This window comes from Microbacterium aquilitoris (assembly GCF_031932285.1).
Classification (GTDB): Bacteria; Actinomycetota; Actinomycetes; order Actinomycetales; family Microbacteriaceae; genus Microbacterium; species Microbacterium aquilitoris.
In genome coordinates this window covers 24,808-48,416 of the sequence record NZ_JAUZVT010000003.1, presented here as the reverse complement: position 1 = coordinate 48,416, position 23,609 = coordinate 24,808, and the positions used below count along the sequence as shown (strand labels likewise).

General features: G+C 68.1%; 17 protein-coding genes. 2 read left to right on the top strand and 15 right to left on the bottom strand.

The annotated features are described in order from the left end of the window. The first annotated feature begins 119 nt into the window (after positions 1-119). The gene (locus tag Q9S78_RS13730) at positions 120-863 is read left to right on the top strand and encodes a glycosyltransferase family protein (protein ID WP_116227491.1); all 744 of its coding nucleotides are present in this window, start codon (positions 120-122) and stop codon (positions 861-863) included. A 33-nt stretch (positions 864-896) separates the two neighbouring features. Here Q9S78_RS13730 and Q9S78_RS13725 read toward each other — a convergent pair whose 3' ends face one another. The 12 genes from Q9S78_RS13725 to Q9S78_RS13670 all read right to left on the bottom strand — a co-directional run bounded on the left by Q9S78_RS13725 (position 897) and on the right by Q9S78_RS13670 (position 14,494). Further along, entirely contained in the window at positions 897-3,251 is a 2,355-nt protein-coding gene (locus tag Q9S78_RS13725; protein WP_020098636.1) for a polysaccharide pyruvyl transferase family protein, read from the bottom strand. Between the two features lie 319 nt (positions 3,252-3,570). Beyond that, positions 3,571-4,539 (bottom strand): glycosyltransferase, encoded by a 969-nt coding sequence (locus Q9S78_RS13720; RefSeq protein ID WP_311870762.1) that lies wholly within the window; start codon positions 4,537-4,539, stop codon positions 3,571-3,573. Beyond that, positions 4,536-5,627 carry a glycosyltransferase gene (locus Q9S78_RS13715; RefSeq protein ID WP_311870760.1) on the bottom strand — a complete coding sequence of 364 codons (1,092 nt, stop codon included), beginning with the start codon at positions 5,625-5,627 and terminating at the stop codon, positions 4,536-4,538. The genes Q9S78_RS13720 and Q9S78_RS13715 overlap by 4 nt, the downstream gene beginning before the upstream one ends. 129 nt (positions 5,628-5,756) lie before the next feature. Then, entirely contained in the window at positions 5,757-5,972 is a 216-nt protein-coding gene (locus Q9S78_RS13710) for an Rv0909 family putative TA system antitoxin (RefSeq protein ID WP_018187365.1), read from the bottom strand. Positions 5,973-6,117: 145 nt separating this feature from the next. Further along, positions 6,118-7,308 (bottom strand): elongation factor Tu, encoded by a 1,191-nt coding sequence (gene tuf, locus Q9S78_RS13705; protein ID WP_018187366.1) that lies wholly within the window; start codon positions 7,306-7,308, stop codon positions 6,118-6,120. Between the two features lie 147 nt (positions 7,309-7,455). Then, a complete protein-coding gene (fusA, locus tag Q9S78_RS13700) occupies positions 7,456-9,570 on the bottom strand; it encodes an elongation factor G (RefSeq protein WP_028497534.1) in 2,115 nt (704 codons plus the stop codon). Positions 9,571-9,647: 77 nt separating this feature from the next. Continuing rightward, positions 9,648-10,118 carry a 30S ribosomal protein S7 gene (rpsG, locus tag Q9S78_RS13695; protein ID WP_018187368.1) on the bottom strand — a complete coding sequence of 157 codons (471 nt, stop codon included), beginning with the start codon at positions 10,116-10,118 and terminating at the stop codon, positions 9,648-9,650. 5 nt (positions 10,119-10,123) lie between these two features. Then, positions 10,124-10,492 carry a 30S ribosomal protein S12 gene (gene rpsL, locus Q9S78_RS13690; protein WP_018187369.1) on the bottom strand — a complete coding sequence of 123 codons (369 nt, stop codon included), beginning with the start codon at positions 10,490-10,492 and terminating at the stop codon, positions 10,124-10,126. A gap of 305 nt (positions 10,493-10,797) precedes the next feature. Then, positions 10,798-12,174, bottom strand: a complete 1,377-nt coding sequence (locus tag Q9S78_RS13685; protein WP_311870758.1) for a DUF5684 domain-containing protein — start codon at positions 12,172-12,174, stop codon at positions 10,798-10,800. 34 nt (positions 12,175-12,208) lie between these two features. Continuing rightward, a complete protein-coding gene (locus Q9S78_RS13680) occupies positions 12,209-12,868 on the bottom strand; it encodes a hypothetical protein (RefSeq protein WP_018187370.1) in 660 nt (219 codons plus the stop codon). Positions 12,869-12,933: 65 nt separating this feature from the next. Then, a complete protein-coding gene (locus Q9S78_RS13675) occupies positions 12,934-13,401 on the bottom strand; it encodes a DUF6121 family protein (RefSeq protein ID WP_311870756.1) in 468 nt (155 codons plus the stop codon). A gap of 16 nt (positions 13,402-13,417) precedes the next feature. Then, positions 13,418-14,494, bottom strand: coding sequence for an ABC transporter (locus Q9S78_RS13670; protein ID WP_311859843.1), 1,077 nt, complete (start codon positions 14,492-14,494; stop codon positions 13,418-13,420). Positions 14,495-14,625: 131 nt separating this feature from the next. Between Q9S78_RS13670 and Q9S78_RS13665 the strand changes: the two genes are divergently transcribed. Beyond that, complete coding sequence (locus Q9S78_RS13665) at positions 14,626-15,234, top strand: hypothetical protein (RefSeq protein ID WP_311859845.1); 609 nt, start codon at positions 14,626-14,628, stop codon at positions 15,232-15,234. 24 nt (positions 15,235-15,258) lie between these two features. Here Q9S78_RS13665 and Q9S78_RS13660 read toward each other — a convergent pair whose 3' ends face one another. The 3 genes from Q9S78_RS13660 to rpoB all read right to left on the bottom strand — a co-directional run bounded on the left by Q9S78_RS13660 (position 15,259) and on the right by rpoB (position 23,482). Further along, complete coding sequence (locus tag Q9S78_RS13660) at positions 15,259-15,885, bottom strand: hypothetical protein (RefSeq protein WP_311870754.1); 627 nt, start codon at positions 15,883-15,885, stop codon at positions 15,259-15,261. A gap of 182 nt (positions 15,886-16,067) precedes the next feature. Further along, entirely contained in the window at positions 16,068-19,943 is a 3,876-nt protein-coding gene (gene rpoC / locus Q9S78_RS13655; RefSeq protein WP_018187374.1) for a DNA-directed RNA polymerase subunit beta', read from the bottom strand. A gap of 41 nt (positions 19,944-19,984) precedes the next feature. Further along, on the bottom strand, positions 19,985-23,482 hold the full coding sequence (gene rpoB, locus Q9S78_RS13650) for a DNA-directed RNA polymerase subunit beta (RefSeq protein ID WP_018187375.1): 3,498 nt from the start codon (positions 23,480-23,482) through the stop codon (positions 19,985-19,987). Positions 23,483-23,609 lie beyond the last annotated feature (127 nt).

Genomic DNA, 23,609 nt, shown 5'->3' with positions numbered 1-23,609 from the left:
CGCCGGTATGCGGTGTGAGGCACGAGAATCCTACCCGGCGGCATCCGTCCACATGCCCTGCGCCACCGCGAAGCGCAAGTGCCTGCGGTCGTTCCGACCCGTGCCGTAACATCCCGACCATGAGCGAGCCAACCGGTCCGCGGGTCGGGATCATCAGCTACTGCGACCGCTTGCGGACGAACGCGCACGTCAATCACGAGCTCTACGCGCGCGCCCACGGGTACACCTACATCTTCGACATCGCCCCAGTGGCCGAACCCGCTCAGCACAAGAACTTCTTCTTGAAGCTCGCCAAGATCAAGAAGTTCCTGCCGCTGTTCGACTGGCTCTTCTGGATCGACGACGACGCGTTCTTCACCGGCCGCAAGACGACCCTGACGAGCTTCATCGAGGCGCATCCGGATGCGACGATCATCTTCTGCGCGAGCCCGAAGGACACCGGCCTCTGGACCTGGATGAGTTCGGGCACGATGCTGATCCGCAACACCGAGCTGGGCCGGAAGCTCATCGACGCCACCATCGCGACCGATCTGGCCAAGGCACGCGAGTGGTGGGACGACTCGGTCTACGGGTACTGGACGGGTGGAGATCAGGATGCGCTCGTCTATCAGATGATGACGAACCCGGATTTCGCGGTCGACGGCTTCTACGCCCAACTCGACTACGCCGCGTTCAACTGCCGGCCGCGCCACTTCGTCGCGGGCGGCTTCGAGCACTTCGTCCTGCACTTCACCGGCAAGGACAAAGGCCGCCAGTCACTCGACTTCGCCGAGAAGTGGGGAATGAGCGAGGCGCTCACCTACAAGAAAGAGCTGGCGAATCTGCGGGGCCTCTACCCCGCGGACATCCCGCCGCGCGAGTGAGGCGCCCCGAGGGACGCCCCACCCGCGGCGCAGTCACGCGCGTCGCGTGAGCGACGACACCCGCACCGCCTTGATGACGCCGTAGCGCGGCTTCTTGCCGAGCGGCGCTGCGGGGATCATCTTCCGGAGCAGCCCGGTCGGGTCGCGGCGGGCCAGCTTGTCGACGAGGGTGATGTTCGTCGTCGCCGGCGAGGGGGTCACACCGAAGTCCAGCTGCAGGAGGGGGTTCGTCGAGCGAGCGGTCACCTGGAAGGTGACCTCGACGGGGTCGCGTCCGCCCGGGCGCCACCGCACGACCTGCGCGGGGCCGTCGTTCGCCTGGACGCGCAGGCTCTGCGAGTTGGCGAACAGGGTGGGGTCGCCGGGGGCGAAGGTGATCGTGACGTCGAAAACGTCGCCCGGAGCTCCCTCGAGCTCGCCGCTGAGTGCGGCGCGGGGCTCCGTCATCCAGACGCCCTGCTGATCGCGGATGCCGAAACCCGCCAGCTGGAAGTTGCGGGCGAAGTGGTGGAGTCCCCACTGCGTGAACGGGAACCGCTGGCCAGGACGGATCATGTCCGAGGTCAGGCGGTCGACCGCGTCGTGGGGGAACGTCGCGAGGTACGCCTCGATGTCGAACGTCGGAAGCGGCATGGGGTCTGCCCGCATCGCGTCGTCGATCGACTCGAACCGCTTCACGTCCGTACGACCGGTGCCGTAGTAGTAGTCGTAGTACTTGAGCTCGTCCTCGCCGCCAACCGGGGCCAACCAGTAGGCGGGGATCCCCATCGCCTCGGCGAAGATGATGCCGTGCAGCGAACTCGCGATCACGCGGTCCGCACCCTTCATCGCTCGCATCATGCCGAGCGGAGTCGTGTCGACCGAGATGAAGGCATCGAGGTGCTCGTAGTGCTTCCGGCGCAGGACCAGGTCATCGCGGTAGTGCGGCACGATCCGGAGCCCCGGACGGTCGGGCGTCTGAGCGAGTTCCGAGGCGAAGAGGGTCGGGAAGAGCACGCCCGGGTCGAAGGTGTGCGTGACGCGCTCCGTCGACACGCCCGCCTCGGCCAGATACTCCAGTGAGTACGGTCCACGCACCGCGCGCACGTCCAGGTCGATCCCGACCGGCAGCGGATCGGAGCCACCCTTCACGCCCGACCCCCAGACGACATCGCCGTCCGTCGCGCGCTGCAGGACGGAGCCGATCGCGAGCAGCCGAGGTGCCCCGGGAGCGGGCTCGCGCAGCTCGACGCCCGAAACCCGCTTCGCCGCCCAGCGCGAGGCGAGGTCGCCGAAGTTGCCCGTCTTGAAACGACGGCCGGCGGGGAACGGGTCGAAGAGCTTGTTCTTCGCGTCGTACCAGAACACCGGCAGGCTCGGTGACGAGCCGGAACTGACGTCCTCGGTAGGAAGCGAGGTCAGGCGGGCACGGGCATCCGCGGTGGTGAAGATGCTGCGCACCTGCGTACCGAGGGCGGACGTGATCGCGTCCCCGGGGACGATGGCGACAGCGCACTCCTCGTCGTTGAGACCGTAGGCGACCACCCAGTCGTCGCCGCGCTGGACCATGCCGCGCGGATAGACGACCTCGTGCACGTCGGGGTTGAGCTTCTCGTGCTTGAAGTTGGCGCCGCGGGGGTTCGGGAGGTCGAAGGGCACCTCGTCGATCCGGGTGATCCGGAAGGGGGCCGTCGCCTCGAACTCGAGCAGCACGCCCCGGTAGACACGGCCGTCGGCCGTCTTGAAGCTCGTGTGCGCGAGGGTGAGGAAGCTGTCGCCGCGGCGGACGGGCTGTGCCCCGCCACGAATGATGCCGAAGATGCGCTCGTAGTCCGTCGTGAAGTTGCTGCGGTGCGCCGTCGTCGCGACGATGCGGATGTCGGAGCTGTCCAGGTCGACGCGGAGAACGCGGTGCGGCCGGTAGGAGTAGCTCGCGTAGACCTCGCCGTCCGCCTCGAAGAGGGTCCAGTTCTTCTCGATCGGGCGTCGGTCGAGGGTCGTCAGCTCCCGGGCGGGCGACGCCGGGTGCTGACCGTCGGACGTCATCTCGAGAAGGAACTGGTGGTTGCTCGGACGAGCACCCCCGTCGTTCCAGAGGAGGTAGAGCCGGCCGCGCAGCCACAGGTACACGGGGTCCGCGTGCCAGGTCTTCGCACGCTCGGGGAGCCCCTCGTCAGCGAATGCGATCTCGTCCGACAGAGGACGGACGCTGCCCGGCACCAACGCCAGATCGGCGTCGAGGCGGGCGGTGGCGATGCGCCGATGGTCGGAGTCGACCTGGACGACGCGATAGGCGATGACGTAGCCGCCATCGACCTCTGCGATCGTCGGGTTGAACGCTCGAGCCTCGCCCCCGTCGCGCCACTCCTCAGGAGTCAATTCGGACGCGTCGTACTCAATCAATCGCATAGATCCCCACTTTATCCATATCGCATCCTCGCCCCCGTGCGGCGACGAGCCGAACACGTCGTTCGGCGCATGTCTGCGGCAGGCTCGCGCCCACTCGCCCTTGGCGGGGCATCGCCCCCGCCGACGCGCGCACCCCTCATCGATCGGGAGGACGTCCACACGCCACGGCGCCGCCGACATCCCCGAATCAGATCGTGTCCGACCGAGCACGTTCGCTGCGGTGGCCGGGCTGCGTTACGGCGGCCGGAGCCACACGCCACCGGTGCCGCCCAGTCACTCTATACGTTCGCCCCGGAGCGCGAATTCACCCGGCACCCGCTCACCCGCCCGCACGCGCGAGCGTCGCGGAGACGATCCCCGCCGTGCGATCCCAGTCGTACGTGCCGCGCGGCGGGTCGACGGCGCGAGGGGATGCGGCGGCATCCGTCATCGCGGCGGCCCACTCGTGCGCATCGTGCGCGTCGGTCATCGCCGGGCCGTGCCCGTCCACGATCTCGGCGACGGCGCGGCATCCGGCCCAATGGATGACCGGCGTCCCGCTCGCCACGGATTCGAGGGCGGGCAGTCCGAACCCCTCGAGCAACGACGGCATGACGGTCGCGGCGGCGCCCCGGTAGAGCTCGGCGAGCCGCGCGTCGTCGACACCGCTCACCACGTCGACCCGGGCCTCGACTCCATGTCGCTCGGCGGCCTGCCGCACCTGGTCCGACTCGCCGGCCGGCACGACCGCGCGAAGACGGATGCCGCTGGTCACCGCGAGGGCGCGCAGCACGACGTCGAGGTTCTTGTGCGCCCGGACGTTCCCGACGAACAGGACGTACGGGTCGGATGCGACCTCGCGCGGGCCGTCGGGGGTGAAGGCGGCGGAGCACCCGTTGCCGGCGTTGACGACGTCGACGGCGTCGTCGCGCAGCCACCGCCGGATCGCCTCGGCCGAGGTCTCGGACACCGTGAGGACGATGCCGGCTCGCCGGACCACACGCCGCACGGGGCCGCCGTAGTAGGCGAGGAACTTCGCGCGGCCGGGCCAGGGGCTCTCGAGCTGGATGAGATCGTGGATCGTCAGGACCTGCCGCGGCGCGCGGACCAGCGCCCCGTACCCGGGCGAGTAGACCACGGATCCCGCGGCGAGATCCGGCAGGGCACGGAACGCGTCGAACGGGCTGTAGGGCGTGCCGTCCAGCTCCAGGCCGCGCCAGTCGCGATCGAGACGACCGAGCACCTCGCGGGCGTAGCGCCCGATCCCGTGCGCACCGCGGTACCGGTCGTCGACGAGGAGTCCGCTCACGCCGTCTTCTCCGCGACCCAGTCGGCGATGCGCGCTTCGAACACGGGACGATCGAACTCGTACGCGCGCCTCACACACGCCTCGCGGCTCGACGCCACCGCGCGCTCGACCGCGGCGCGCAGGTCCTCGCCCGCCCACTCGTGGACGAGCGCGCCGGTGACCCCGTCGATGACGCTCTCGGCGACTCCCCCGACGGCGTTGCCCACGACGGGCGTGCCCGCCGCCATCGCCTCGACCGGCATGATGCCGAAATCCTCCACGGCGGGGAAGACGAGCGCGAGCGCGCCCCGGTAGAGCGCGGCGAGCAGGATGGACGACGGGTCGCGGACGATCGTGACGGGATGCCGCCGATCCGCCGCGTACGCGCGGAGCCTCTCCTCGTCCGCTCCCCCACCCGCCAGGACCACGGGGAGGCCCGAGGCGACCCCGGCGTCGATGACGAGCTCGAGGCGCTTGTACGGGACGAACCTCGAGACCCCGAGCAGATAGTCGCGAGGGAGGTCGGCGACGGCGGCATCCGTCTCGTCCGTCGGCCGCGCGTCGGCGAAACGTGCGACGTCGATCGGCGGGTGGATGACGGTGGCGTCGCGACCCCAGTTACGCGCGACCCTGTCGGCGATGAAGGCACTGTTGGCGGCGATGGCGACGGGCTCGGCTGCGCGGCGCCGGTCGAGCGGCTTCAGCAGGGCGGATGCGGCACGAGCGGCGACGCCGCCGCCACGGCCGTCGAGCTCGGGCGTCCAGATGTACCGCGCCGGGGTGTGGGTGTAGACGAGCTTCGGCGCCTCGCGCGCGGCCCCGCGGAATCGCGCGTGGTGAGCGAAGAGGTGACTGCTGCAGAGAACCCAGTCGGCGTCCCGCTCCGGCAGCGCCCGCCAAGCCAGCGGCATGAGCGGCAGGGCGGCCGCCTTGTGCCCGCGGAGGGGGGTCCGGGCCAGAGCGGTCTCGTGGACGCCCGAGAATCGTCCCTCGCTCTCGTTCCAGAGGCACCACCGCTCGGCGTCGGGGAACACCCCGCCGAGCACGTCGAACACGTTCTCAGAGCCCCCGTGCCGAGACAGCCACTCGTGGACGAGGATGCCGCTCACGACGCGTCCCGCTTCACCTGCGTCATCCGATCCTCACCATCCGACGTTCATTCTGTCAGACGGCGGACCGCCGGTCGGGGACGCGGAAGGGGACGGATGCGAGCTGCATCCGCCCCCTTCGCGCGATCGTCACTCGTTGCCGATGCGCCGATCCACGTTGTCGCGGACCTCGTCGACCTTGGCGTCGACGGAGTCGGGAGCCACCTTCTTCACGAACTCGGCCGCCGCGTCGAGCACCTTGTCGCTCACGTCCTCGGCCTGGTCGGACTTCAGGTTCTTCTCGATCTCGTCCTTGTGCTGCTCGAGGAACTGCTTCCCCTTGCCCACGATGTCGTCGATTCCCATGCTCTCCCTCATCTCCATCGATGCCCGCGCGGGTGTCGCGGCGCGGTCAGTCTAGGTCGCCGAGGATTCGGGCGGCACCCCTTGCGGCAACGACGAAGGGGCCGGGCCCGAAGGCCCGACCCCTTGTCGGTGAGTCCGAAAGGACTTACTTGATGATCTTGGTCACCGTGCCGGCGCCGACGGTGCGGCCACCCTCACGGATCGCGAAGCCGAGTCCATCTTCCATGGCGATGGGCTGGATGAGCTCCACCGTCATGTCCGTGGTGTCACCGGGCATGACCATCTCGGTGCCCTCGGGCAGCGAGATGACGCCGGTGACGTCCGTGGTACGGAAGTAGAACTGCGGGCGGTAGTTCGTGTAGAAGGGGTTGTGACGGCCACCCTCCTCCTTCGAGAGGATGTAGGCAGTGCCCTCGAAGTTGGTGTGCGGCGTAACCGAACCCGGCTTCACGACGACCTGGCCACGCTCGACGTCGTCGCGCTTGAGACCACGGAGGAGCAGACCACAGTTCTCGCCGGCCCAGGCCTCGTCGAGCTGCTTGTGGAACATCTCGATACCCGTGACCGTGGTCTTCTGCGTCGGGCGGATGCCGACGATCTCGACCTCGGAGTTGATGGCGAGGGTGCCACGCTCGGCGCGACCGGTGACGACGGTTCCACGACCGGTGATCGTGAAGACGTCCTCGATCGGCATGAGGAACGGCTTGTCCTTGTCACGCACGGGGTCGGGGATGTTCTCGTCCGCGGCCTCCATGAGGTCGAGGATCGACTGGACCCACTTCTCGTCGCCCTCGAGCGCCTTGAGGCCCGAGACGCGGACGACCGGAGCGTCCTCGGCGAAGCCCTGCGAGGCGAGCAGCTCGGAGACCTCGAGCTCGACGAGCTCCAGGATCTCCTCGTCGTCGACCATGTCGGCCTTGTTCAGCGCGACCATCAGGTACGGCACGCCGACCTGCTTGGCGAGCAGGACGTGCTCACGCGTCTGAGCCATCGGGCCGTCGGTGGCGGCGACCACGAGGATCGCGCCGTCCATCTGCGCAGCACCGGTGATCATGTTCTTGATGTAGTCAGCGTGACCCGGGGCGTCGACGTGCGCGTAGTGACGCTTCGGGGTCTCGTACTCGACGTGCGAGATGTTGATCGTGATACCACGCTGGCGCTCTTCGGGAGCGGAGTCGATCGACGCGAAGTCACGCTGCACGTTGGTGGCCGACGGGAACTTGTCGGCGAGCACCTTCGAGATGGCAGCGGTGAGCGTGGTCTTGCCGTGGTCGACGTGACCGATCGTTCCGATGTTGACGTGCGGCTTGGTCCGCTCGAACTTGGCCTTGGCCACTGGGTCCTCCTCAGGACTGTCGTGTAGTCATCCGGGCGCTGGATTGCGACCGGGTTTCTACGGGGATGTTGTCAGTGTAGTTGACGTGACGATATTCAGTTTGGGCGGATGCCGGGGGCCGGGCCCCCGGCATCCGAAGAGCGGGTGTTACTCGCCCTTGGTCTTCTGGACGATCTCGTCGGCCACCGCGCGCGGGACCTCGGAGTAGCTGTCGAACTCCATCGCGTAGACCGCACGACCCGAGGTCTTCGAGCGCAGGTCGCCGATGTAGCCGAACATCTCCGACAGGGGGACGAGGGCGCGGACGATCTTGATGCCCGCACCGTCCTCCATGGACTGGATCTGGCCACGACGCGAGTTCAGGTCGCCGATGACGTCGCCCATGTACTCCTCGGGAGTACGGACCTCGACCGCCATGAGCGGCTCGAGGAGAACGGGGTTCGCCTTGCGGACGGCCTCCTTGAAGCCCATCGAACCGGCGATCTTGAACGCCATCTCGGACGAGTCGACGTCGTGCGACGCGCCATCGGTCAGGATCGCCTTGACACCCACCATGGGGAAGCCGGCGAGCACGCCGACCTGCATGGCGTCCTGGAAGCCCTGGTTGGTGGGCTCGATGTACTCACGCGGGATGCGGCCACCGGTGACCTTGTTCTCGAACTCGTAGATCTTGTCCGGGGTGACCTCGAGGGGCTCGAGGGCGAACTGGATCTTCGCGAACTGACCCGAACCACCGGTCTGCTTCTTGTGCGTGTAGTCGTGACGCTCGACGGTCTTCTTGATCGTCTCGCGGTACGCGACCTGCGGCTTGCCGACGTTCGCCTCGACGCGGAACTCGCGCTTCATGCGGTCGACGAGGATGTCGAGGTGCAGCTCGCCCATGCCCTTGATGACGGTCTGACCGGTCTCGGGGTTGAGCTCGGTGCGGAACGTCGGGTCCTCTTCGGCGAGCTTCTGGATCGCGATGCCCAGCTTCTCCTGGTCGGCCTTGGTCTTCGGCTCGATGGCGACCTCGATGACGGGCTCGGGGAACGTCATCGACTCGAGGACGACCGGCTCGTTCGGGTCGGCCAGGGTGTCACCGGTGGTGGTGTCCTTCAGGCCGATGACGGCGTAGATGTTGCCGGCGGTGACCGCGTCGACCGGGTTCTCCTTGTTGGCGTGCATCTGGAAGATCTTCCCGATGCGCTCCTTCTTGCCCTTGGTCGAGTTGATGACCTGCGCACCCGAGTCGAGCTGACCCGAGTAGACGCGGATGTAGGTCAGGCGACCGAAGAACGGGTGCACGGCGACCTTGAAGGCCAGCGCGGCGAACGGGTCGTTGGCGTCGGGGTGACGCTCGATGACCTTCTCCTCGTCCTTCGGGTCGTGCGCCTCGATGGCGGGCACGTCGAGGGGCGACGGGAGGTAGTCGACGACCGCGTCGAGCATCGGCTGGACGCCGCGGTTCTTGAACGCGGAGCCGCAGAGCACGGGGTAGAGCTCGCCGGCGACGGTCATCTTGCGGATGGCGCCCTTGATCTCGGCCAGGCTCAGCTCTTCGCCGCCGAAGAACTTCTCGAGCAGCTCGTCGTCGGACTCGGCGACGGTCTCGAGGAGCTTCTGACGGTACTCGTCAGCGCGGTCCTTGAGGTCGGCGGGGATCTCCTGGACCTCGTACTTGGCGCCCATGGTGACGTCACCCTTGGAGTCACCGGGCCACACCAGTGCGCGCATCTCGACGAGGTCGATGACGCCGACGAAGTCGTTCTCGGCACCGATCGGGAGCTGCAGCACGAGCGGCTTGGCACCGAGGCGCTTGATGATGGTCTCGACGGTGAAGTAGAAGTCCGCGCCGAGCTTGTCCATCTTGTTGACGAAGCAGATGCGGGGGACGTCGTACTTGTCGGCCTGACGCCACACGGTCTCGGACTGGGGCTCGACGCCCTCCTTGCCGTCGAAGACGGCGACGGCACCGTCGAGGACGCGGAGCGAACGCTCCACCTCGACCGTGAAGTCGACGTGACCGGGGGTGTCGATGATGTTGATCTGGTTCTTGTTCCAGAAGCAGGTCACGGCGGCAGACGTGATCGTGATGCCGCGCTCCTTCTCCTGCTCCATCCAGTCGGTGGTCGAGGCGCCGTCGTGGGTCTCGCCCAGCTTGTGGTTGACACCCGTGTAGAAGAGGATGCGCTCGGTCGTCGTCGTCTTGCCGGCATCGATGTGCGCCATGATGCCGATGTTGCGGACCTTGTTGAGGTCGGTGAGCACTTCTTGTGCCACGGGGTGTCCTTACGTGTAGTGACGGATGTCGCGAGGTGACCGGCCGGGGGTTGCCCGGCCGGCCACCGAGGTGCTGATTACCAGCGGTAGTGCGCGAAGGCGCGGTTCGACTCGGCCATCTTGTGGGTGTCCTCGCGGCGCTTCACCGCGGCACCGAGGCCGTTCGAGGCATCCAGGATCTCGTTCTGGAGGCGCTCGGTCATGGTCTTCTCACGGCGACCCTTCGCGTACGAGACGAGCCAGCGCAGCGCGAGCGTGTTCGCGCGGTGCGGCTTGACCTCGACGGGAACCTGGTAGGTCGAGCCACCGACGCGGCGGCTCTTGACCTCGAGGGTGGGGCGGACGTTGTCGAGCGCCTTCTTGAGCGTCGCGACGGCGTCCTGGCCGTTCTTCGCCTCGACGCCCTTGAGGGCGTTGTAGACGATGGCCTCGGCGATGGACTTCTTGCCATCGACGAGGATCTTGTTCACCAGCTGGGTGACGATCGGAGCACCGTAGACCGGGTCGTTGACGACGACGCGGCGGGGTGCGGGTCCCTTGCGAGGCATCTAACTCAACCCTTCTTGGCGCCGTAGCGGCTGCGAGCCTGCTTACGGTTCTTGACGGCCTGGGTGTCCAGGGCGCCGCGGACGATCTTGTAACGCACACCGGGGAGGTCCTTGACACGACCACCACGGACCAGCACGAGCGAGTGCTCCTGCAGGTTGTGGCCCTCACCGGGGATGTAGGCGGTGACCTCGGTCCCGTTGCGGAGCTTCACACGGGCGACCTTGCGCATCGCCGAGTTCGGCTTCTTGGGCGTGGTCGTGTACACGCGGGTGCAGACACCCGCCTGCTGCGGGTTCGCCTTCAGGGCGGGCGCCTTGGTCTTGGTGACCTTCGGCGAGCGACCCTTGCGAACCAACTGCTGAATGGTTGGCACGTTCTCTCCTTGTCGATCTGCGCTCGGCTCTCGCCTCGCACAGGTGCTGCACGGTGACAGCGTTCGTGGTTTCACCACAGATCCATCAGCGCGCCGCGAGTGCGACGTGCGGGGTGATGGATATGCCGTGGGGGTGACCTGTTCGCAGGCCCTGTCCCTGGATGCGTTCGCCTCGCCTGCTCCGAACCGAGGCACGTCGCAGGGCGCGCGTATGCGCACACCCGGTCAATGATACGCGGGATCGCGAACCCGGGTCAAACGAGGCCGGTGTTCACCGCGAGTGCTCAGGTGACGGTACTCGAGCCTCAGGAACCGGCATCCACCCGCTGCAGCCGGATCGATGCGTCACCGAGCAGGAAGCGATCGGCGACCTCGGCGTCGACGCCCGGTTCGACCTCGACGTCCGTCCCGAGATTCGGCAGCAGGATGCCGTTCGTCGAGCCCAGATCGACGATGCGCCACGCGTCGCCGCGGCGCTCCAGACGCGCGTGGGTCTTCGACACCGTGCGCGTCGGATCGGCGATCGCTACGAGCTGCGCCCGAGCATGCGCGGGGTCGGCGACGGGGTTGCGCCCGAGGACGACGACGTCTCCCGACAGCGGCACGGTCGCCCCGTCCGGGAGCACGAGCTCCCACCGGGCGTGGCCACGCCGGACGACGACCGTGCGTTCGAGCTCGTCCTCCATCGGAGCGGCGTCGGCCTCATCGCGCAGGCGCTCCTGCGCCGACACCGACGACGTCGCCGCGACCGGCGCGCCCGCCGCCGGGGAGCCCGCCACGGCGGACACCTCGTCGGTCAGTTCCGGGAACACGTCGCTCTCGTCGCGGTCGGCTCCCACCGCAGCCGGGCGCACCCAGGCGACGGGTGCCTCGTCGCGGCCCGGAACCGCGGAGATGATCCCCGGGTCGGCGGCGGGATCGACGGCCCCGCCGCGGGCTGCGTTCGGCGGGAAGGGCGCAGGCGACACCGCGGACACCTCGTCCACGTCCTCCCGCCAGGGCGACTCGGAACGGAAGGTCGGATTCGGTGACGTGGGATCGGGCTGCTCGAGAGGCGCCTCGTCGGGAGCGGACTGCTCGACCGCGGGCGCATCGTGCGCCACCGGCGTCCACGGCTCCGGGGCGATGGATGCCGGGGGCTGCGGTGTCGTCCCGGCGCGCGGGACGGCCGGGGCGGGCTCGGCGGGTGCGGGGAACGCCGGCGGCGGGAGCGGGGCGCCGAACTCCGAGGAGAACGAGTCGAGCGGCGGATACAGCGGGGAGGGGGCAGGCGACGGTGACGCGGGTCGCAGGTGGGCGGGACGAGCACCGCGCCACTCCGCCGGCCCGAACCCGACGATCGTGACCCATACGGGGAACAGCAGCGCACCGACCACCGTCATCCCGGTGCCGTAGCCGAAACCGGGGTTCAGGCGGTGGATCGTCACGACGATCAGCACCCACACCGCTACGGTCCCGGGGCCGGGGACGAGCACGAGGAGGGCGAGCCAGGGCGAGAAACCACCCCAACGGAGGAGGACGGCGACGTTCAGCACCGGCACCCAGGCGTGCCACGACTCCTCGCCCATCTTCCGGAAGGCGGCCGACAGTGCGAGGGCGACCCAGACGTAGACGGCGAGGCCGAGGATGATCGACAGCAGTCCCAGGACGACACCTGCACCGCTGTCGACTCCCGTGTTCATCCCCCCACCCTAAATGAGCAGGTGAGGCGTACGGTCAGACGCCCGGGAGTCCCTCGCCGGTGTCGAACGGCGCATCCAGCGACCGTGTCAGCTCCTCGAGCATCGCGGCGATCTGCGGCTCCACGTACTGCGCGACCGCGGTCTGGATCCGGAGCCGGTGGCGCAGGAGGATCGTGCACACCTCGCGGCCGACCATGCTCGCGTACTCGTCGGCCAGCCGGACCTCCTGCCGGAGTGCGGCCTTCGCATCCTCGGTGAGCGGCGGGAGCGCGGGCACGGCGGCATCCGCTTCATCGGCCATGCCGGCGATCGTGAAGAGAAAGGGCGCGCCGGGGACCGGGTCGGGGTCGAGGGGAAGGCCCTCGAACTCGGGCTCGAGTCCCTCAGACGGGCGGTAGGTGCGGGACCTGTTGCGATCAGCCTGCTGATCGAGCTCGGCCTGCAGCATGGGCAGGTTGCGCTCGGTGTACTGCGCGACGGACGAGTCGACGATCGTCTTGATCCGCGTCGACAGGCCGTGCTGCACACCGTGCGGGACGTCGGAGCCGAGGCCCGCTGCCGACAGGATCGGCGACCCCAGACATCGGCGGCACGGAGCGACCCGGCCACGGTGCGTCGCGGGCTCCCAGCGCGGCAACCAGCGCAACCAGGCCTCGACGGCCTGGTTCACCTGCGTCTCGAGCGAGCGCTCCACGGACCCATTCTCGCGGAGATCCGGGCCGATCGGGGGTATTTCCGGCCATCGGGATGCCGCGCCCGTCACTCGTCCTCGTCGCTGCGCTCCCACGGCCACTCGGGTCGGCGTGCGCGCGTCCGCCCGAGGGCGATCCCGGCCCATGACGCCGCGGCGGCGTTGACGGCGAGGACGAGGGCGAACCAGGACAGCGAGAACGTGCCCGCCGCCCCCAGAGCGAGCGCCGCATCCGCACCCGTCAGCACTCCCCCGAGCACGATCCCCGCCAGATAACCGGCCACCGTCGCGATCATGACCCACACCGCGGCGGGGTACCGTCCGCGGCGCACCGCGCCGTACTCGGCGCCCGCGAACGCGCCCGCCGCGAGCAGCATCGCGGCGATGCCGGCGCCCTGCCCGAGGCCCGGTGCGGCGATGACGTCGGTGTCGGTCACCAGGCTCGTGAAGCCGAATCCGCAGATCGCGAGCGCAGCGAAGCCGACCGCCGCGAAGAACGTGGCGATCGGCGCTGCGACGCCGGCGGGCTGGGTCATCAGCCGCGGGCAGTCATCAGTACTGGTGGAGCTGGGGGCCGGCCTCGAGGGTGCGCTCGTACTCGCGCTGCGCCTCGTCGTTCAGCTCGGTGACCCGACGACCGCGGCGGGCGACCCAGGCACCGAACCAGATGGTGATCTCGCGCCCGAGGACGAAAGCGATGACGGCGAGCGGTGCGAGGAGCTGCTCGCCGACGATCTCGTTCGCGCGCGACGGCGCGATGGACCAGAACGGGGCCTGGAAGAGCTGCCCGAGGATGTGCCCGCCGTAAGCGACGGCACCGACGATCAGCCCGAAGACGACCCACAGGCCCCAGCGACCGCGATTGATGAACGCGCCCAGCAGCCAGAAGCCGAGGAAGAACACGGCGACGGGGACCCAGAACGCCCACGTCGTCACGACCTCGACGAGCCGCTGCGCGACGGTGTCGACCGTGAGTCCGTTCTCGAGCGCATCCAGCCCGAGGATCGCCACGAGGTAGAGGGCGGCGAAAACGAGCGCGGCGAGCAGGCCGATGAGGCCCGCAGCGCCGCGGTTGCCGCGCGGGCGGGGAGCCTCCGGCGCCTGCACGAAGATCGGCTGCTGCGAGTACGCGGCCGTCGGCGCGGCGGCGGGCTCGCTGGAGGTGACCGTCGTCGGGGTCTGGTCTACGTGGGAGGCGGCAGCCGTCGCCGCGGCGGGGGCCGCGGCATCCGTCGTCGAATCGGCGGGGACGGACTCGTTGACGCGGGTGGGAGCGTCGGCGTGAGGCATGGCCTCGGTCACCGCATCGTCGCGGGTCTCGGCCGCCGGGCGGTAGAGCGGTTCGCTGCTGACCGCGCTGGAGGCGACGGGCGCGTCGGGTTCGCTGTACTTGCCGTAGTCGATCGACAGGTCGGAGCCCCGATCGGTCACGTCGAAGGAACGGTCGCCGCGGGGGCGCTCATCCGAGGTGCGCGAGGCGGCCTCCGCGTCGGCGAGGCTGTCGTTCGCACTGCCGACGACGTCGTCGACACCGCGGGAGTCGTCGGAGGTCGTCGGCTCCTCGATCGGCTCACCGTAAGCGGGCTCGTTGGCCTGGTCGTTCCGCTCGCCGAACTTGGGGTCGCTCATTGCCGTGTCACTCCTCACGCGGGGGCGTGCGCCACCGCTGAAGCGAGCGTATCCCGGCGTTCCGCGGGCGCCGGGGAGGCGCCCCGTCGTTTCTTCAGGCGGCGTGGCGCGGTGTGCGTATCGTGGTGACCATGTCCTCTCGGCGCGCACGCATCGGACGGGCCGTCGGAGCCCTCCTCGGCGCCGCCGCGCTCGCGGCCGCCGTGTCGGCCTGCGCCCCCGAGCCCGACACGCTCCGGCCCGCACCGACGGATGCGGCATCCGGAACCCCCACACCGACGATGACACCCGTCGCGATCGCCGACTTCCCGTTCGGCCCCTCGACGTCGACCACTCCACTCCCCTCGGATTGCAAGAGCATCCTGAGCGACAGCATCCTCACCACCCTCCAGGGCATCCCGCTGAACGCCCCGGGGATGGGCGGCGGCATCCGTCCCGACAGCAGCCGCGTCTGCGTGTGGGCCGACCCGGGCGCCAGCCGCACGAGTCTCGTCACGGTCGTCGGATACTCCCCCGAGCGCGAAGCGCGCGACGCCCTGTACCTGCTCGGCGTCGACGACGGCTACCTCTGCTACGAGCCGGACGAAGGCCTGCGGTGCGAGAAGAGCGGCACCGACGACCTGGGGCTCCCCGTAGGTCGCACCGTCTACTGGCGCGACGGAGTGGCGATCGACACGCAGTACTCGAACCTCGCACCGCAGGGCTACACCGCGGCGATCGTGTCGAAGATCTGGGGCTGAGGGCTCAGATCTGGGACCGACGACTCACCCCTCGGCCGGCCACACCGCATCCGCCACGCCTTCGGCGTACCGGGACGGATGCCACGCCTGCTGCGACGTCGACAGCCACCGGCCACCGCCCGCCTCGATCGACTCGACCAGATCGCCATCCGTGCGTTCGCATCGGACGCGCCCGTCGTCGTCGGCGCACGTGAAACCCTTGGCGGGGAGGGATGCGGCAGCGATGGCCCCGGCATCCGTCGGTACGGTCGCGACCGTCGTCGAGATCTCACCCGCATCGGACGTCCAGCGACACGTGAGGACGACCGCGGGCTGGAGCGCGGCCACGACGTCCTTCGCAGTCGAGACGGGTGGGTCCGTCGACGCGGTGACCACGGCGCCGTCGGTCTGCCGCAGGACCGCCCACGCGGCGTCGTTGTAGAGGTCGCGGCAGCCTTGCGGCGATGACGCGGCATCGGAGGCGCTCGACGCCCCGGGCGACGGAGCCCCGGCACCGTCTGATCCGTCCGACGTCCGTCCGATCTGGGCGAGCCACTGCGACGCCGCCGGGAACATCGGGATCGCGAGGACGAGCAACGTCACGATGATCGCCGCGCTGACGATGCCGACGAACCATGCGAAAGCGGCGTTGCGCCCACCCACCCGTGCCATGCGTCCACGGTAGTGGCCCCGCCGCGCCACCTCCGCGCGGCAACGCCGAAGGCCCCCGGGAACGAGTCCCAGGGGCCTTCGGTCAGACGATCACACCTCGATCAGTTGTTCTCACGACTGCGTCGCTCGACAACTTCAATCGGCTCGGCCGAGCGAGCAAGCTCGCTCGTCTCTCACCTCAATCAGTTATAGCTGCCGGGGGTGAAGTCGTCGGTCGAGAAGCTGTCGAAGTCGACGTAGCTCAGGTCGGCGTCGCTGTACGCACCATCCGAGGCGAAGATGCGGTTGGGGTACCGCTCGCTCTTGGCCTCCTCCGTCGCCTCGACCACGACGTTGCGGTACTTCGCAAGGCCGGTGCCGGCGGGGATGAGCTTTCCGATGATGACGTTCTCCTTGAGGCCGACGAGCGGGTCGCTCTTGCCCTCCATGGCCGCCTGCGTGAGGACGCGGGTGGTCTCCTGGAACGACGCGGCCGAGAGCCACGATTCGGTCGCGAGCGACGCCTTCGTGATACCCATCAGCTCGGGACGACCCGACGCGGGGCGCTTGCCCGCGGCGACCGCTTCGCGGTTCATCTGCTGGTAGCGCTTGAAGTCCACCAGCTCACCGGGCAGCAGGTCCGTCTCGCCGTGGTCGACGACCGTGACCTTGCGGAGCATCTGACGCACGATGACCTCGATGTGCTTGTCGTGGATCGGCACACCCTGCGAGCGGTAGACGCCCTGCACGCCGCCGACGAGGTACTTCTGCACCTCGCGGGCACCCATGACACGCATGACCTCCTTGGGGTCGAGCGTGCCGACCTGCAGGGGCTGACCGACCTCGACGCGCTGGCCGTCCTCGACGAGGAGGGTGGCGCGCTTGAGGACCGGGTAGACGTGCGGCTCGTCGCCGTTGTCCGGAGTCAGGATGAGCTTCTTGGCCTTGTCGGTCTCATCGATCTTGATGACACCGTCGGCCTCGGCGATCGGGGACGCACCCTTGGGGGTACGAGCCTCGAACAGCTCCTGGACACGGGGCAGACCCTGGGTGATGTCGTCCGCCGATGCCGAACCACCGGTGTGGAACGTACGCATCGTCAGCTGGGTACCGGGCTCACCGATCGACTGAGCGGCGATGATACCGACCGCCTCGCCGATGTCGACGAGCTTGCCGCTGGCCAGCGAACGGCCGTAGCACTTCGCGCAGACACCGACGGCCGAGTCGCAGGTCAGGACCGAGCGCACCTTGATGCTCTCGATGCCACCGGCGACCAGCTTGTCGATGAGGACGTCGCCCACGTCGTCGCCGGCCTCGGCCAGGACGGTGCCCTGAGCGTCGACCACAGCGGCGGCGAGGGTACGGGCGAACACCGAGTTCTCGACGTTCGCGTCGCGGACGAGCTCGCCGTCGGCGCCGGGAGCGGCGATCGTGAACTCGAGACCCTTGGTCGTGCCGCAGTCCTCCTCGCGGATGATGACATCCTGCGAGACGTCGACGAGACGACGCGTGAGGTACCCCGAGTCCGCCGTACGGAGGGCCGTGTCGGCCAGACCCTTGCGGGCACCGTGCGTCGCGATGAAGTACTCCGCCACCGACAGACCCTCGCGGTACGAGGAGATGATCGGACGGGGGATGATCTCACCCTTGGGGTTGTTCACCAGGCCTCGCATACCCGCGATGTTGCGGATCTGCAGCCAGTTACCACGGGCACCCGAGCTCACCATGCGGTTGATGGTGTTGTCGGCCGGGAAGTTGTCCCGCATCGCCTTCTGGACCTCGTCGGTCGCCTCGGTCCAGATCTTGATGAGCTCCTGACGACGCTCGGCGTCGGTCGTGAGGCCCTTCTCGAACTGGCCCTGGACCTTCGCTGCCTGCTTCTCGTAGGCGGCGACGATCTCCTTCTTGTTCGGCGGCGTGAGGACGTCGCTGAGGGCGACGGTCACACCCGAACGAGTGGCCCAGTAGAAGCCGGCGTCCTTGATCCGGTCGAGGGATGCCGCGACCTCGGTCTTCGGGTACTCCTCAGCCAGCTTGTTGACGATCTGCGACAGCTTGCCCTTGTCGGCCTGCTCGCGAACGAACGGGTAGCCCTTGGGGAGGGTGTCGTTGAAGATCGCCTGGCCGAGCGAGGCATCCACCAGACCGTGACGCTCGTAGCCCTCCGGAGCCTCCCCCTCGAGGAAGGTCAGGCCGGGGACGCGGATGCGGACCTTGGCCTGCAGGTCGAGGGTGCCCTCGTCCTTGGCCAGGATCGCCTCGCCGACGGAACCGAACACACGGCCCTCACCGGCAGCGCCCTCCTTGAGGGTCGTCAGGTGGTGCAGACCGATGATCATGTCCTGCGAGGGCAGGGTGACCGGACGGCCGTCCGACGGCTTCAGGATGTTGTTCGAGGCGAGCATCAGCACGCGGGCCTCGGCCTGAGCCTCGACCGACAGCGGCAGGTGCACGGCCATCTGGTCACCGTCGAAGTCCGCGTTGAAGGCGGCGCAGACGAGCGGGTGGAGCTGGATGGCCTTGCCCTCGACGAGCTGCGGCTCGAACGCCTGGATGCCGAGGCGGTGCAGCGTGGGCGCACGGTTCAGCAGAACCGGACGCTCGCGGATGATCTCCTCGAGCACGTCCCAGACCTCGGGACGGGTGCGCTCGACGGCGCGCTTGGCGGCCTTGATGTTCTGCGAGTGACCGAGGTCGATCAGGCGCTTGATGACGAACGGCTTGAAGAGCTCCAGCGCCATCTGCTTGGGCAGACCACACTGGTGCAGCTTCAGCTGCGGGCCGACGATGATGACCGAACGGCCCGAGTAGTCGACGCGCTTGCCGAGCAGGTTCTGGCGGAAACGACCCTGCTTACCCTTCAGCATGTCGCTGAGGGACTTCAGGGCGCGGTTGCCGGTACCGGTGACGGGGCGACCGCGGCGGCCGTTGTCGAACAGGGCGTCGACGGCCTCCTGCAGCATCCGCTTCTCGTTGTTGACGATGATCTCGGGGGCACCGAGGTCGATCAGGCGACGGAGACGGTTGTTGCGGTTGATGACGCGACGGTACAGGTCGTTCAGGTCGGACGTGGCGAAACGGCCACCGTCGAGCTGGACCATGGGGCGGAGCTCCGGCGGGATGACCGGGACGACGTCCAGGACCATCGATGCGGGGCTCATACCCGTCGACAGGAACGAGTTGACGACCTTGAGACGCTTGATCGCACGGATCTTGCGCTGGCCCTTGCCCTCGGAGATCTGCAGGTGGAGCGACTCGGCCTCAGCGGCCAGGTCGAACGCCAGCAGGCGACGCTTGATCGACTCCGCGCCCATGTAGGCCTCGAAGTACTGACCGAAGCGGTCCTGCAGCTCCTGGAAGATGTCGTCTTCCTGCTTGAGCTGACCGACCTCGAGTCCGCGGAACTCGTCCCACATCCGCTCGAGCTTGGCGACCTGCTCGTCGCCGCGCTTGCGGATCGTGGTCATCTCCTTCTCGGCGGCGTCCTTCGCCTTCTTCTTCTGGTCGGCCTTGGCTCCCTCCGCCTCGAGGGCGGCGAGCTCGTCTTCCAGCTTCTGCAGGCGGTCGGCGACGCGGGCGTCACGACGGTCGGCGATGTTCTTGATCTCGAGGCGGAGGTTCGCCTCGTGGGTCGGCAGGTCGCGGTGACGCGCATCCTCGTCGACCGAGATCACCATGTAGGCGGCGAAGTAGATGACCTTCTCGAGGTCCTTCGGCGCCATGTCCAGCAGGTATCCGAGGCGCGAGGGAACGCCCTTGAAGTACCAGATGTGGGTGACGGGGGCGGCGAGCTCGATGTGGCCCATGCGCTCACGACGGACGGAGGACTTGGTGACCTCCACGCCGCAGCGCTCGCAGACGATGCCCTTGAAGCGGACGCGCTTGTACTTGCCGCAGGCGCACTCCCAGTCGCGCGAAGGTCCGAAGATCTGCTCTCCGAAGAGGCCGTCCTTCTCGGGCTTCAGGGTGCGGTAGTTGATGGTTTCGGGCTTCTTGACCTCGCCGAAGGACCAACGACGGATGTCGTCGGCGGTGGCGAGACCGATGCGAAGCTGATCGAAGGTGTGTGACTCGAGCACTGATTCTCCTGTGTCGGAATTCTGTTCGTTGCCGGTACGGGTCAGATCTCGTCGATCGACGTCGACTCGAACCGGGTGGAGATGTTGATGCCGAGCTCTTCCGCTGCACGGAAGGCCTCGTCGTCACTGTCACGCAGGTTCACCTCGGTGCCGTCGGCCGAGAGGACCTCGACGTTCAGGCAGAGGGACTGCATCTCCTTCATGAGGACCTTGAACGACTCCGGGATGCCGGGCTCCTGGATGTTCTCGCCCTTGACGATCGCTTCGTAGACCTTGACGCGGCCCACGATGTCGTCGGACTTGATCGTCAGCAGCTCCTGCAGCGCGTATGCGGCGCCGTAGGCCTCGAGCGCCCAGACCTCCATCTCACCGAAGCGCTGGCCACCGAACTGGGCCTTACCGCCGAGCGGCTGCTGGGTGATCATCGAGTAGGGGCCCGTCGAGCGTGCGTGGATCTTGTCGTCGACAAGGTGGTGCAGCTTCAGGATGTACATGTAACCGACCGAGATGCCGGCCGGGAACGGCTCACCGGAGCGACCGTCGAACAGCTTCGCCTTGCCGGAGCTGTCGATGAGACGCTCTCCGTCGCGGGTCAGGTTCGTGGAGTCGAGGAGACCCGCGATCTCCTCTTCGAACGCGCCGTCGAACACCGGGGTGGCGACCTTCGTGCCGGGAGCGGCCTCGCGAGCCTGCTCGGGGAGCTTCGCAGCCCACTCCGGCGAGCCGTCGACCTTCCAGCCCTGCTTCGCGACCCACCCGAGGTGGGTCTCGAGGACCTGGCCGAAGTTCATTCGACCGGGGATGCCGAGCGGGTTGAGGACGACGTCGACCGGGGTGCCGTCCGCCATGAACGGCATGTCCTCGACGGGCAGGATCTTCGCGATGACGCCCTTGTTGCCGTGACGACCGGCAAGCTTGTCACCCGCGGTGATCTTGCGCTTCTGGGCGATGTAGACCACGACGCGGCGGTTGACGCCCGAGCCGAGCTCGTCGTCGCCGTCCTCGGCGTTGAACTCCTTGACGGCGATGATCGTGCCCTGCTCACCGTGGGGAACCTTCAGCGAGGTGTCACGGACTTCGCGGCTCTTCTCGTTGAAGATCGCGCGGAGCAGGCGCTCCTCGGCCGAGAGCTCGGTCTCGCCCTTGGGCGTGACCTTGCCGACGAGGATGTCGCCGGGACGCACCTCGGCGCCGATGCGGATGATGCCGCGCTCGTCGAGGTCCTTCAGCAGGTCGGGGCTGACGTTGGGGAGGTCACGGGTGATCTCCTCCTTGCCCAGCTTGGTGTCGCGAGCGTCGACCTCGTACTCCTCGATGTGGATCGAGGAGAGGGTGTCGTTCTTGACGAGCTCCTGGCTGAGGATGATCGCGTCCTCGAAGTTGTGACCCTCCCACGTCATGAACGCGACGAGGAGGTTCTTGCCGAGGGCGAGTTCACCCTCCTCGGTGGCGGGACCGTCGGCGATGACCTCGCCGACCTCGACGCGCTCACCGGCCGAGACCACGACGCGCTGGTTGTACGACGTGCCCTGGTTGGAGCGGTCGAACTTCCGGAGGAAGTAGTCCTGCGTGCCACCCTCGTCGAGCTGGACGGTGACGACGTCGGCCGAGACCTCGGAGACGACACCGGCCTTCTGAGCCGTGAGGACGTCACCCGCGTCGATGGCGGCGTAGCCCTCCATACCGGTGCCGACGATCGGCGACTCGCTGCGCAGCAGCGGGACGGCCTGACGCTGCATGTTCGCACCCATGAGGGCGCGGTTCGCGTCGTCGTGCTCGAGGAACGGGATGAGCGAGGTCGCGACCGACACCATCTGGCGCGGCGAGACATCCATGTAGCCGATCTCGTCGACGGGGAACAGGTCGACCTCGCCGCCCTGACCGCGACGGGCCAGGATGCGGTCGTTGACGAACGTGCCGTCGGCGTTGAGCTCGACACCGGCCTGGGCCACGACGTAGTCGGCCTCTTCAGCCGCCGTCAGGTAGTCGATCTGGTCGGTGACCTTGTTGCCCACGACGCGGCGGTACGGCGTCTCGATGAAGCCGAACGCGTTGATGCGAGCGAACGATGCGAGCGAACCGATCAGGCCGATGTTCGGGCCTTCCGGGGTCTCGATCGGGCACATGCGGCCGTAGTGCGAGGGGTGGACGTCACGGACCTCGACGCCGGCGCGCTCACGCGACAGACCACCGGGGCCGAGCGCCGACAGGCGACGCTTGTGGGTCAGACCCGCGAGCGGGTTGTTCTGGTCCATGAACTGCGACAGCTGCGAGGTTCCGAAGAACTCCTTGATCGCGGCCACGACGGGGCGGACGTTGATCAGGGTCTGCGGCGTGATCGCCTCGATGTCCTGCGTGGTCATGCGCTCGCGGACGACGCGCTCCATGCGGGACAGACCGGTGCGGACCTGGTTCTGGATGAGCTCGCCGACGGCACGGATGCGACGGTTGCCGAAGTTGTCGATGTCATCGACGTCCAGGCGGATCTCGGCGGGCTTGCCGCTGCGGACGCCGTCGTAGCTGACGTCGCCGCGGTGCAGACGGACGAGATACTTGATCGTCGCGACGATGTCCTCGACGGTCAGGACCGAGTCACTGAGGGCCTTGTCGATGCCCAGCTTCTGGTTGATCTTGTAGCGACCGACCTTGGCGAGGTCGTAGCGCTTCGAGTTGAAGTAGAAGTTGTCCAGCAGCGCGCGGGCGGCCTCGGCGGCGACCTGCTCGCCCGGACGGAGCTTGCGGTAGATGTCGCGGAGCGCATCTTCCTTCGTGAGGATGGTGTCCTTCTCGAGGGTCTCCTCGATCGAGCTGAAGCCCGCGAACTCCTGCATGATGTCTTCGCTCGACAGGCCGAGGGCCTTCAGGAAGACGGTGACCGACTGCTTGCGCTTGCGGTCGATGCGGACGCCGACCTGGTCGCGCTTGTCGATCTCGAACTCGAGCCACGCACCGCGGCTGGGGATGACGCGCGCCGAGACGATGTCCTTGTCGGAGGTCTTGTCGGGCGTCTTGTCGAAGTAGACACCGGGCGAACGCACGAGCTGCGAGACGACGACGCGCTCGGTGCCGTTGATGATGAACGTGCCCTTGGCGGTCTGGAGCGGGAAGTCGCCCATGAAGACCGTCTGCGTCTTGATCTCACCCGTGAGGTGGTTCATGAACTCGGCCTCGACGTAGAGCGGGGCGGCATAGGTCTTGCCGCGCTCCTTGCACTCCTCGATGGAGTACTTCTCGGGCTCGAGGTACGGGTTCGTGAACGAGAGCTGCATGGTCTCGCCCAGGTCCTCGATCGGCGAGATCTCTTCGAAGATCTCCTCGAGGCCGCTGATCTCGGGCACGTCGGTGCGGCCCTCGGCCTGCGCCTGAGCGACGCGTGCCTTCCATGCCTCGTTGCCGACGAGCCAGTCGAACGACTCGGTCTGCAGCGCGAGGAGGTCAGGGACCTCCAGCGTGTCGGAGATCTTGGCGAACGAGAGGCGGGATGCTCCGCGACCGTTCTTGTTGGTGGTGGTGGAAGTTGCGTTGCGCGCAGCAGCCAAGGGGATTACCTCCGTGAGCCCGGGGAGGGCTGGTTTTCCTTGTCGTCAGGTGGAGTACTCCCGTCAACGCCTGCGGCGCGCGCCGACGGAGACCGTCGGGGGCGCAGGCACAAGCCGACCACCATAT